At 44.8% G+C, this 12438-nt stretch carries 10 protein-coding genes, 2 pseudogenes and 1 riboswitch; of the genes and pseudogenes, 1 reads left to right on the forward strand and 11 read right to left on the reverse strand.

Annotated elements, in window-relative coordinates:
* Positions 1 to 14: 14 nt before the first annotated feature.
* The 6 genes and pseudogenes from FZD51_RS26585 to FZD51_RS10980 form a co-directional block, all read right to left on the reverse strand.
* Entirely contained in the window at positions 15 to 488 is a 474-nt protein-coding gene (locus FZD51_RS26585; RefSeq protein WP_262380883.1) for a GGDEF domain-containing protein, read from the reverse strand.
* 57 nt (positions 489 to 545) lie between these two features.
* Positions 546 to 629 (reverse strand): annotated as a pseudogene (locus FZD51_RS26590) (hypothetical protein); the annotation flags it as partial.
* A gap of 14 nt (positions 630 to 643) precedes the next feature.
* A complete protein-coding gene (locus FZD51_RS26595; RefSeq protein ID WP_262380870.1) occupies positions 644 to 973 on the reverse strand; it encodes a hypothetical protein in 330 nt (109 codons plus the stop codon).
* A gap of 84 nt (positions 974 to 1057) precedes the next feature.
* Positions 1058 to 1142, reverse strand: a riboswitch (cyclic di-GMP riboswitch).
* 115 nt (positions 1143 to 1257) lie between these two features.
* Positions 1258 to 1527, reverse strand: a complete 270-nt coding sequence (locus tag FZD51_RS10970) for an excalibur calcium-binding domain-containing protein (RefSeq protein ID WP_148974801.1) — start codon at positions 1525 to 1527, stop codon at positions 1258 to 1260.
* 156 nt (positions 1528 to 1683) lie between these two features.
* Complete coding sequence (locus FZD51_RS10975; protein ID WP_262380871.1) at positions 1684 to 3501, reverse strand: YhgE/Pip domain-containing protein; 1818 nt, start codon at positions 3499 to 3501, stop codon at positions 1684 to 1686.
* Between the two features lie 11 nt (positions 3502 to 3512).
* A complete protein-coding gene (locus FZD51_RS10980; protein WP_148974803.1) occupies positions 3513 to 5456 on the reverse strand; it encodes an efflux RND transporter permease subunit in 1944 nt (647 codons plus the stop codon).
* 264 nt (positions 5457 to 5720) lie between these two features.
* Here FZD51_RS10980 and FZD51_RS10985 point away from each other — a divergent pair, with 264 nt between their 5' ends.
* Positions 5721 to 6290, forward strand: a complete 570-nt coding sequence (locus tag FZD51_RS10985) for a TetR/AcrR family transcriptional regulator (RefSeq protein ID WP_262380872.1) — start codon at positions 5721 to 5723, stop codon at positions 6288 to 6290.
* Positions 6291 to 6383: 93 nt separating this feature from the next.
* Here FZD51_RS10985 and FZD51_RS10990 read toward each other — a convergent pair.
* The 5 genes and pseudogenes from FZD51_RS10990 to FZD51_RS26145 all read right to left on the reverse strand — a co-directional run bounded on the left by FZD51_RS10990 (position 6384) and on the right by FZD51_RS26145 (position 12347).
* Positions 6384 to 6826 (reverse strand): annotated as a pseudogene (locus tag FZD51_RS10990) (NUDIX hydrolase).
* Positions 6827 to 6908: 82 nt separating this feature from the next.
* Positions 6909 to 8927 carry a DUF4179 domain-containing protein gene (locus tag FZD51_RS10995; RefSeq protein ID WP_148974804.1) on the reverse strand — a complete coding sequence of 673 codons (2019 nt, stop codon included), beginning with the start codon at positions 8925 to 8927 and terminating at the stop codon, positions 6909 to 6911.
* Between the two features lie 102 nt (positions 8928 to 9029).
* A complete protein-coding gene (locus FZD51_RS11000; protein WP_148974805.1) occupies positions 9030 to 11072 on the reverse strand; it encodes a DUF4179 domain-containing protein in 2043 nt (680 codons plus the stop codon).
* A gap of 148 nt (positions 11073 to 11220) precedes the next feature.
* Entirely contained in the window at positions 11221 to 12072 is an 852-nt protein-coding gene (locus FZD51_RS11005) for a DegV family protein (protein ID WP_148974806.1), read from the reverse strand.
* An 83-nt stretch (positions 12073 to 12155) separates the two neighbouring features.
* A complete protein-coding gene (locus FZD51_RS26145) occupies positions 12156 to 12347 on the reverse strand; it encodes a hypothetical protein (protein WP_187445709.1) in 192 nt (63 codons plus the stop codon).
* Positions 12348 to 12438: the final 91 nt, after the last annotated feature.

Here is a 12438-nt window from a genome sequence, read left to right on the forward strand (position 1 = left end):
TGTCAGCGATAGATTCAGGCACCTTTTTTCGTTCTTTTATGCTGATACATATGGTTGTCTGCTTCAACAAATAAGCTTTCCATCACACCTAATGAATGCTCGCTGAATGCAAAGCCTATCGATAGGTTAATTTTGACTTCCCGGCTGCTTTCATTATATCTGCTAATCTCTTCAGCTAGCTTCTCGGCCAGGAGCTCCACCTGTTCTTTTTCCTTTTTTAAAAGGATGACTGCAAATTCATCTCCGCCAATCCTGGAAACATAAGCACCTTCTGTAAAAAAGTGTTCCAACAGATGTGCTGTTTCTTTAATTAGAAAATCCCCTGTTTTGTGTCCATGGTTGTCATTTAAACATTTCAGACCATCCAAATCACACAAAATGATGGCTGCAGCTATATCCTCACGTTCATTGTATTTCTCCATCATTTGCTCGAAGAATTCACGGTTATATATGTCTGTCAAAGCATCATGGGCGATGCGATATTTCAATGTCTCCTCCAGCTTTTTTCTCTCATCGATATTCCGCACCACCCCTTGAAGAGCAACCAGCACCCCATTTTCATATATGGGAGTCGCATACTCTTCAAACCATCGATAGTTGCCGTCTTTATCTTTCCAGCGCTGGACGATTGCTTTATTGAAATCTACCTGTCCATGGACCTTTTTTGGAGAATATCCATATCCTCCGGATGAATATCCCTGAAGGCAACACCAGCGTCCCGATAGGCATCCGCATTGGAACCTTCGCCGAAAAAGCATTCAGCTGAAGGACCAAGATATTTGAATTGCAGCTCCGGATAGACTTGGCAATAATAAAGAAAATCCTTGGTGTTTTCGATCACATGCATATAGCTTTCATGATTTTTAAAAGATTCAGTTTCTTTCTTTTTCCATCTTCTGAAAAAATAATTCACAACCAATAAAACAGTTAGTGCCCCTAATCCAAAACCTAGTGCAAATTGTATGTTCATCATTGCTGTCCCTCTTCATTTTCCTCAATCCTTCAGCATAAAAAATAGACCAACCAAAACCGATTAGCCTATCGTCCATAAAGATGAATCGGTAACTGGCAGACATAGCCTTTTGGCTTTAGCCCCTATAGTTTTGCGTCTTCACCTTTCGATGAATTTGCCTGTATCATTTATCTATTTAATTTTAAAGGATAAATGGTCAGACTTCCAATTTAAACCGCGGAGCCAGGGGGACAGGTCCCGTGGCCCAGTATTAAAAAGAGCCAAGGGGTCTGTCCCCTTGGCTTTTATTTTTCACAAGCTATATTGTCGCCATCCCGGTCCTTGGTTTTATTTGCATTATACAAAGCCTGGGATACATATGGTTTATATTTTGTCTTTCCGCCCTTGTTTTTCGCAGAAGAAGAACGGGCTACTCCACCTTTATAATCTTTGTTTAATTCTGTGCAGTTTTTATAGGTTTTGGGAGCACTCGTTGTTTTTGCTTCTGCGTTTATAGAGAAAGAAACACTAAAGAACAATAAAGATGTAATGACTAGAATACAAGATTTTTTCATTTTATTTTTTCTCCTTCCATATTTTAACTTACCATTATAATAAGCTAATATGCCTATATCTTACAAGATGTTTCGGTATAGAAATAGAAGCCATGGGGACAGGTCCCGTGGCCCAATATCAAAAAGAGCCAAGGGACCTGTCCCCTTGGCTCACTCCTATGAAAACAACGCCTTCAAACGAGCCCAAAACCCTTTCGGCTCTTCTTTAGGCTTTTCAACCTCTTTTGTTTCTTCCTGTTTAATGCTTTCTGTCTTTAGCACAAACTGAACAGAGTTGACCTTTTCGTTTTGCGCTGAGACGAAGGATACCGGTATGAAGTCACTCTTGTCATATTCTTCGAGCATGCCTTCAACTTCTTCCTTCATTTGTTCCGGCAGGTCCCTGGTTGCTTCATACAGTTCAGCAGTCCCGCCATGAAGTGCTGATGCCCCGCTTGCGATTTCCCCTGTTCCGTCAGCAATGCCTGCAATGCCGTTATGCAGTCCTTGATAAGAACCGGCCAGCCTGCTCACTCCGCCAGTATAGTCCACCAACCCTGAATGGAAGGATTCGTAATTGGCGGCAAGGGCATTAACGCCTGCCTGCAGCTGGGCCATTGCATCGGCAGCATCTGAGCTGTTCAGAGCCTGCGAGAGTCCCGCGGCCATTGAATCCAGATTCTTGGCCATTCCTGTCAGAGAACCACTGACCTGTTGCAAAGTCCCGCTGACAGCGGCAAAGCTGCCTTGCCCAGCAGCAAAGATTCCTTTGGCATTTTGAGCAGCTGTATAGGTCTCAAGCAATTGCGCGACCACATCCGGATCGGCGCCGCTCACCTTCAGCTGCTCGATTTGTGCCTGGGAAATCTCAGCGTTCGGAATGCCTTCCATTGCTTTATTCAAGCTATTGTAAGAGGCGCTAAAGGCCTGCTGCAATTCTGCCAGATTCCTGGACACTTCCCGCAGGCCGGCTGCGGATTGGGACAGTCCATCCTGCATCTTTTTCAAATCGCCAAGGCCCATGTCTCCAGAGCCAGCGCTCAGACTGCTATTCAGCTTTTGCAAAGCCTGCTCAATGCTCTTGGAACCGCTGACCAGCTTGGAAGAGGAACCATCGAGCGCCGCTATGCCATCACGGTACTCCCTGGAGCCATCGCTGAGCTTAGCGGCGCCATTATGCAATTCCGAAGCGCCGTTCTGCAGCTGCCCCACTCCGTCATTGACCTCTTTGATCGCTTTTGTCAGTGTATCCATCTCACCTGTCATATCATCGATGTCAGGTGCATCAATCGGGAGAGAAGACGGAATGGCTGTGATATCAACGCCTTCGAGCTCAAAATCCGCCACATCTGCTTCAAGTGTCAGATTCCCCTCTTTTTCAGGCATCACAGTAAATGTGGCCTGCTTATTTTTTCCGGCATTGGCAAGCATCCCGTCAGGAGCCTCGATATTGCTGAATTTCTCCCCATTCAGCGGGAAGGAAATCTGCAGCAGATAGTTCTCGAAAAAGGAAGCTTCTGCACTTTCATTTCTGGAGGTTTGTATCCCAATCTCCACATGGCCGCTTTTTCCTGCCAATTCTTCCGGTGCGGTTTCCTGCCCATCCAATGTATAGGTAATGGAAACATTCCATGGCAGGGCTGCTGCGTTCAAATCACCCTGATAATAAAACTTGCCTTCTTCCTCTGCCGTCACATTCACCGCTGATTCTGATTTCTCAATCGGCGACATGTCCGTCAGGTTTTTCAGGTTTGTATAGGGGCCAAAATCAGTCACTTCCCCCGGTTCTTCAATATTTAAAATGTTAACCACATACACTTCCTCATTTTCACCAGCAGGGCTGAGCTTTGCATACACCACTTCGTCCTTTGAGGAGAGTTCCCCCGTTTCCTGGGAAATCTCGTCCCCTGACTTGCTGCCCGCTGTATCAGCCGAAACCAGCAGGGCAGGCATCATGAGCAGGATGCTGGCAAAGACAGCCAAGAATTTTCTCATTCTCCTCATCATCACTTCTCCTTATAAAAGTTTGCTTTCCATGTTGTTTTCATGATCAATTTATCGAAGATCAGCAGGCACGCCGGCAGGAAGAACACAACCATGATCAAGGCCAGGAGCGCTCCCCTTCCAAGCAGCAGCCCGATTGAGGCTACGATCGGATTTGATGAAGTTATCCATAAGATAAAGCCTACACTTGATAAAATTGAGGCCGAAATGCCGATGGAGAATATTTTTTCATCCATCGTCTTCTTGACTGCTTCAAGCGCAGACATTTCCTGCCGGTCCTCTTTATAAGCATCTGTCAGCAGGATCGCGTAATCGACAGTCGCTGCCAGCTGGATAATGCTGACGAGCAGATAGCCGACATATACTAATGAAGAATCTGTAAAATAAGGGACCGATAGATTGATCCAGACGGCTGTCTGAATGGTCAGCAGCAGGATCAGCGGAATTGAAATCGACCTGAAGGTTACAAACAGGACGAACGCAACCGTCAGGAGGGTCAATAGATTGACCAGTGTGTTGTCTTTTTTGACCGTGTTTTTAATATCATACAATGTCACGCTTTCCCCAACGGAATACACCTTATCCCCGTACAGTTTTTCAGCAGTATCCTGGACCCGCTCGATCAGCTTGAATGCCTCGTCTCCCTCAGTTTTTGTGTCTGTCTGAAGGATGATCCGGCTGTAATTTTCCGAGTAGAACTGTTCGGTGATGCTGGGGTCGAGATACTCTGGAGGGACAGCCGCACTGACAGTGTTGACATACGCCATGACACTCGTCACATGGTTAAGCTTTTCCAGATCGCCGACCAGCTCTTCTTCCTTGGCCGTATCCCCCTTCGGCACAAGCAGGACCATCGGTGTGCTTTCCCCGAACTCTTCTTTAATTTTCGCAAAATCGCTCCCTGCCCTTGTCGACTCCGGCAATTCGCCAACTCCATAAGTGAAGTTGGTCTTGCTTTGTGCAAGAAAGGCCGGGACAATCAGGATGGCGACAAACAAAAGAACCGGCACCCGGAACTTCAGCACAAAATTCCCCTTGCCGCGGATGTATGGCAGCAATGGCTTATGCTGCGTCTTATCGATCCATTTATAACAGAGCAGCGTCAGTGCAGGCAGGAACACCATGACACTGATGAAACTCAGTAAAATTCCTTTGACCAGATTGATGCCAAGATCCGACCCGATTTCAAACTCCATAAAGGCTAGAGCGATGAATCCAAAGAAAGTTGTGGACGCGCTGGCTGCGATTGCCGAAAATGATTTCTTCATCGCCAGCTCCATCGCTTCCCGCGGATCCCCTACCTTTTTCCGGTAATCGTTGAAGCTGTGCAGGAGGAAAATCGCGTAATCCAGCGACACTGCAAGCTGCAGGATCGGCGCGACCGACTGGGTGACAAAGGAAACCTCGCCGAGAAAAATATTCGTCCCCATGTTAATCAGAACCGACACACCGATGGCGGTCAGGAATAATAGCGGCTCCACCCAAGAAGTCGTGGAAACGACTAAAATGATAATAATGATCGGCACCAAAAAGGCGGCCGCATACATCGATTCCGTCCCGGCCATTTTCTGCTGTGTGGCCGTATTCAGCGATTCCCCGGCCATTGCATTATCTTCGCCGATAAGATCATAGATGCGGTCAGTAATCTGGACTTCTTCTCCCTCACGGATGCTGAAAGAAAACAAGGCATAACCATCTTTATAATAGTCGTCTACCGTCCCCTGGTCAGCCATCTCTAGCGGAGCCTTGATATCGATCACATCATCCAGCCACATGACATCAGATACCCCGTCAATCGCGGCCAGCTTTTCTTTGAAAGCCAGAGCTTCCTGTATGGTCATGTCCCGCATCATCACCCGGTTCGTCGGGACATTTCCTTCAAATTCCCGCTCCATTACATCCATGGCTTTCGTCGACTGCGCGTCCTCCGGCAGATATTCCTTCATATCATAGTTCACCGACACAGTGAACTGCGCCAGGGCGCAAAGCACAGTCAAGACCGCAAACGTTATGGCAACGGCTTTTTTATGTTTAAGTATTCGTGCAGCAATATTGATGCGTGTTCACCCTCTCTTGCCCTTTTTTTCTATACACTTTATCATTATATAAACACGGTGTTGCCTATTCAACGAACAGTTCTTTAACTTCCGTGGTATTCCCGACACAATGCTTAAAAGTGTTGGAAAACGCAAAAAGAAAGGAATCTGGTTATGACCTCTCCCAAAATGGACCGGCGCAAAAAATATACAATAATGGTATTGAAAGACAGCCTCATGAAGCTATTGAAGGACAAGCAGATCTCCTATATCACCGTCAAAGAAATCTGCAGTCTCGCCGACATCAACCGCTCCACATTTTATTCCCACTACACCGACCAATATGACCTCCTGGACACCATCGAAGACGAAATCATCCAGGACATGCAGGGCTATATGAGCCAGTACAACTTCGAAAAAGAAGACCAGGCCCTCCAAATGATCGAAAAACTGCTCGAATACTTCGCCAGCAAACACGAAGTATGCACCACCCTCCTCAACGAAAAAACAAACACAACCTTCGAAACAAAAGTCATAAAGTTCGCCCACCAGGTCTTCATGACCAGCTGGCTCGCCGACACCGCGTACGATGAAAACCTTTCTGAATACCTCAGCACCTTCATCATCAGCGGCAGCATCCATGCGATAAAGAAATGGCTCAATAATGGAATGGACCATACTCCGAGGGAGATGGCGGAGATTATTAACGGGGTGATTAATCGGGGGTTGTTGGGGGTGCGGTGAGGTGGGAGGGGCGGTTTTTTTGGGGGCCAGGGGGTTGGGCCAGGGGGTCAGGTCCCTTGGCTCGGTTTGAGCCAGGGGGTCTGTCCCCTTGGCTCAAAACACCTCAGCAAAAAACGCCTTACTCTCCCCATGCGCCAGCCGCTCCAGGACCTCATCCCTCCTAACAAATTCAACTTCATTAATCTCGCTGTCCTCTGCCTTCAAATCAGACTATCCCCCACATACTCAACAACAAACATCACCGTTTCCTGCCGGCTCCAGCCTGTTTTCTCAGCAAACTCCTTATCAAAATTAAAACAGATCTTTTCCTCCAGCTGCCTTATAATCCGATATTCAGCAGATCCTGTTTCCTCTGCCAGCTCTCTTAAGATTGCGGCCTTAAGATCTTCATCGCTATCCTCGACCCCGCCCTTAGGGAAATCCCACTCCCCTTTCATATGTCCTTCCGAAGGTTTTAAAGCACTTCTTTTAACCTTATGAACCAAAAGGTATTCCTCTCCCTGGAATACGATGGCCCCAACAGCATTTCTAATCATTCGGCATTCTCCTTATTTGAGCCACAGGGACAGACCCCCTGGCCCAGTTTCAAAAAAGAGCCAAGGGGTCTGTCCCCCTGGCTCATTTATCCAGCTTTACATGTATAACATTATCCAATTTTCTGGTTGTGCTGTATCCGAAGATTTCCAGGTTTTTAGGGATTATGTTGTCCCCTGGTATTTCTATTTTTTCGACAGTAATATAATGACGGGGATTTTCGAGTTCCATATAGACGGCATTCGTTAATTCGTTCATGTCGTATTCTTCGCCATTCTCATCAACAAAGATTCCTTCAGAACTCATATTCATGGATTGATTGTCGCCTTCTTCTGTCATGATGTTGAAGTATAGCGACTCATACGCCCGATTCTTGATTTCATAATTGCTGATGGCTATTGTAGTAGGCCGTCCGATGTCCATCTCTTCAATTGTGATTGTGCTGCCGGCATAATCAAAGGTTTGCGGGTATGTTTTTGAAGCATCGAGGGCAATGGTTTTATAATCATTTATGGATAGATAGGCCCTATTAAAGTGAATTTCCACTTCATCTGTTTCAGTTTCGAATATAGGGTCAAAGTATGACTGGTAGCTATCCCATGAACCTGCTGCATAGCCGCCGCCATATGGATTCACCTTCAGCTTTTTGCCGTTCATTTTCAGATGGACAAAATCAATCATGTCTATCCTTTTCTCTTCCTGTTCGTTTTTGATAATATATTGCAGAACGGTTGATGTTGGCGCAATGATCAGTTTTTCCAGCTGAACAGGGATTCCTTCAATATTTACTATGTCTTTCATTGGATACTCTGTTGAAGGCAGTTTGGTTACAGGCACTTTTATATTCCAGTCTCCCCTTTTAACAGCAGGGGCAGAGGAATCACCCATGATTCTAGCTAATTTTGATACTTCAAGATTGAGCATCCCGCTATCCCCTTTAAGCGGCGGCAGGCTGACTTTTCCATGGAAGACATTCTGCTTTTTCTTATTTAATTCTGAATCCGGGTCAGGGGGCAGGTATTGGGGATAGATATCCGTACTTAAGACCTTCCGTTCATCCTTCACAGAAACACCATCACCATAATTAATAACATATTGTTTGTTTTCCTTTGTATCTTCTATCTCATAAAAAAGCAGCGTCTGAAACTCATCAGCAATCACGCTCTTAATCTTGATTTTAACCCCATTACTCTCCGCTTCAAGGTTCAGCCTTTCACCCAGGTCTGCCTTGAGAAAAGCCCGCAGCTCCGGGTCTTCCTCTGTCCACTTATAATAAACGTCAGCAAAAGCTCCTGTAAAAAATCCGGTACACATAACTAAAGCAAAGACGCCCGCAGCAATAAAAGTTCTTCTATTGCGCTTACCAATCTTTTGCTGCCTGCCTTTTTCCGTCTCACCAATACGTTCCTTGACGCCCTCCATAAACCCGGGCGGCATCTGAAATTCCTCAAGAGTTTCCGTAAACTGCAATATCACTTCCTGAAAAGAAGCCAAATCCGCCTGGCACTTCTGGCAGTGGTACACATGCTTTTCAAACTCAATCTTCTCTGGCCTTTCGAGGTTTCTTTCGAGGTAATCCAAGTAAAACCTCTGATACTCCGGGCAGCCATTGAATTGTTCCCCTCGAATCTGCTTTTCTCTTAAAGAATGGATTCCGGCAGCCAGCAGATCCTTCATTTGTTCTTGCGAAATCTGAAGCAGACCGGCTGTTTCATCTATCGATAGTCCTTTAATATAGGTAAAAATTAGAGCTTCTCTCTCCTGCCCGTTCAACTGGCCAAGAGTCTGGAATAGCTCATCATGCTGGCCGCCTTCTTGTGAGATCTCGGTGATTTTTGCGGCCGCAAGCTCCCTGCATTTATGTATAAAAGTTGCTGTCACCCTTGCCTCGAATGACAATTTGCTTTTTACTTTAGGAAAATCCTTTTGTACTTCCAGAATGGACTGGTAAAAGAGCTCTTCCAGCTGCTGCTCATTCCTAAGATAAGACCAGCCAAGCACATAAAGAGACCGCTGATGCTTCTCGAACCAATGAACAATCGACTCTAAATCATTTTGAATAATATTTGGTAAACCAGCATTCACTTTATTTGGGATGATCAACTTGTTCCCCCCTTTATTTCCTAATTATACCTGCTAGTGAGCCATGGGGACAGACCCCCTGGCCCAATCTCAAAAAAGAGCCAAGGGACCTGTCCCCTTGGCTCAATTCAGCAAAATCTCAAAAACGTCATCCAGATATTTCGTTGCTCTATACCCATAGATCTCAAGTGCTTTGGGTATCACATTTTTTTCATGTATCTTGATGCTTTCTACTGTAGTCAGATAACGAGGTGTCTTAAGTTTTTCAAAATCAGAAGGTGTTATTTTAGTCATATCATGTTCTTTTCCATTTTTATCAACGAGGACACCCTCAGTTCCAATCTCGATTGAAATATCTTCTTCTTTCTCAGGTACAATATTAATATTAAGCGAGTCATATGCTCGATCTTTGACATCATGATTGCTTATGACGATAGTGGTTGGATGCCCAATTTGAAACTTGTCGATCGAGATGGTGCTGCCCGCATATTCGAAAGTTTGAGGATATTCTTTTTCAGCGTCCAGTTTAACAACTTTATCATCTTGAAAAGATAAATACGCCATATCCAAATAAATCTTAAACTGGTCTGTTTTCTTTTCAAATAGAGGTTCAAATTGTGCTTGGTAAGCATAATCTGAGCTGGTCATGCCGCCATATAGGTCAGATTTCAATTTCTTATTATTAACTTCCAGCTGATCAAAATTAATGCTATTTAACCGTTTTTCGGGCAAGTTATTTCTGATTCCATAATTTAGAATGGTTGATGTTGGTGCAAGGGTCAGCTTATTCAGCCAAACGGTAACCCCCTCAACAACAATTTCTTCATCCATCTCATACTCGGTGGAAGGAAGTTTGCTGACAGGAATTTCAAAGTTCCACTTTCCTTTTTCATAACCTGCGTTCCCATAAGAATTAAACGCGTTCTGAACAGAGGAAACATCCGGTAACCTCAGTAACTGATCAATATTTAATTTGATTGTCCCGCTATCCTCTTTGAGTGGCCTCAGACTCATTTTTCCATGATAAACGCTCTGTTCCTTCCTGTTTAAATCCGACTCCAAGTCAGGAGGCTCGTACTCAGGATAGAATTGCTCACTCATGATTTTCCTTTCATCTACAACAGTAACCCCATCTTCATAGTCTATCCAATATTGATTGCTTTCCTTCATATCTTCAATTTCATAAAAAACAAGCGTCTGAAACTCATCAGCAATCACACTCTTAATTTTTATCCTTACCCCGTTATTCTCTGCTTCCAAGTTCAGCCTTTGACCAAGGCCTTCCTGCAAAAAAGCACGCAGTTCCGGATCTTCTTCTGTCCAGGAATAATAAACCTTCGCATATGCCCCTGTAAAAAATCCGGTACACACAACTAAAACAAAGATGCTCGCAGCAGTAAAAGCAATTCTATTCCATCTGCCAGCCTTTTGCTGCCTGTGTTTTTCTGTTTCAGCAATACGCTCGCTGATGCCCTCTATAAATCCGGCCGGCACTTGGAATTCCTCAAGGGTTTCCGCAAGCTGTAATGTCACTTCCTGAAAAGAAGCCAGATCACCCTGACAGTCCAGGCAATGATAAATATGCTTTTCGAAATCAATCTTTAGCGGTCTGTCCATGTTCCGCCCAAGATAATCTAAGTAAAACTTTTGGTACTCCACACAGCCATTAAAATGCTCCCCATGCCTAAGTCCATTTCTGAGCGACTGGATTCCAGAAACCAGCAGCTCCTTTACCTCTATAACGGAAAGCTGAAGAAGGCTGGCTGTTTCCTCAGCAGACAGTCCCCTTAAATAGGTAAAAACAAGTGCTTCTCTCTCTTGCCCATTTAACTGATTAAGCGCGTTGAATAATTCCCGATGCACATCACTTTCCTCTGAAGCTTCTAAACTCACGGTTGCAGCAAGCTCCCGGCACTTATGTATAAAAACCTTTGTTACCCATGTATCAAATGTTGTTTTGCTTTTTATTTTTGGAAAATCCTTCTGTGCTTTTAATATAGTCTGGTAGAAAAGCTCTTCCAAATGCTGCTGATTCCTAAGATAAGACCAGCCTAATATGTAAAGAGACCGCTGATGCTTCTCGAACCAATCAACAATTGACAGAAAATCGTTTCTACTAATATCCTCAGGTAAATCAGCATTCACTTTATTTGGGATGATCAACATGTTCCCCCCTCTATTTCCTAATTATACCTGTTAGTGAACCGAGGGGACAGACCCCCTTGCCCAATCTCAAAGACCAGGGGGAGAGAGCCGCCGGGACAGACCCCCTTGCCCAATCTAAAAAAAGAGCCAAGGGACCTGTCCCCTTGGCTCACTCTTCTAATCCCGCCACCCCAAAACCACCGGCGCCAGAGTGGGTGGAGATCATGCCGCCTGCTTGAATCCACTTAACGTTTTTGAATCCAGCTTCTTCGGCGATTTCGTCCATCCGCTTCTTGATGTTTTCATCAAGGCCGATTGAGTAAATGAAGTAAAGCTGCTCTCTGTCGATCTTGTAATCATTTAAATAATCCTGCATCATTTTTTCAGCCACAGTGCTCATCTTTCCGCGGTATTTTTTCGTTGAGACGAGCTTTCCGTCTACCAATTCTATGCAAGGTTTTATTTTTAAAAGTGTCCCGCCAAGGTACGCCATATTGCTTACGCGCCCGCCCGCTCTTAAGAAATCCAGGCTGCCCGGGATGAAAGCCAGCCTGGACTTTGGCACGATGCTTTCAATTTTACCAACCAGGGCTGCAGGATCAATGCCAGGTTCCTGTTCCAGCTGTTCTGCTGCGTAAATGACAACGGCAGCCAATCCGCCTGTCACATTCAGTGCATCGATCAGGAATAGATCTTCAAACTCTTCCGCTGCGATTACGGCATTCTGAAAAGAAGAAGAAGCTTTGCTTGTATATCCAATATGGATAATGATGCAATCCGGATAATCCTCTCTTATCTTCGCAAAAAACTCCTCGTATTCATAAGAGTTCGTTGACGTCGTGGAAGGGATCTTTTTCGTCCGTGCATAATAATCATAAATATCTTCAACCGGCAGATGGCCATCCAAATAATCCTTCCCATCCATTACGATGTGCATCGGAACCACCTGAACGTTATACCTTTCAGTTAAATCAGCCGGCAAATCAGCGCCGCTTTCAGTCGTGAGAATGATCTTTTTCACTTATTTCGCCTCCTAGTTAGAAGCCATGGGGACAGACCCCCTGGCCCAGTCTCAAAACGGGCCAAGGGACCTGTCCCCATGGCTCATTCCAGATTATTGATTGAAAGAATCATAGTCTTATAATGCCTTTGTTTTTGGGTCAAGGTTATTTCTGGATCATCATCTTCTTCTATTAAATGGGCATATTCTACACTCTGCCCGTTTTCCATCGCAGTATAGTATTTGCTATATAAGACTTCCAGCAGAGATTCATATTGATATAAGGATTCTGACACAATAAAATCCTGCTGCCTATTTGCCTGATACACAAAAATCTCAGAATCAAACTCTTCTCTTGTGATATATAGTTCTTTCTTATATTCGAAT

Origin of the sequence: Bacillus infantis, assembly GCF_008180445.1 — a bacterium.
GTDB lineage: Bacteria > Bacillota > Bacilli > Bacillales > Cytobacillaceae > Bacillus_AB > Bacillus_AB infantis_B.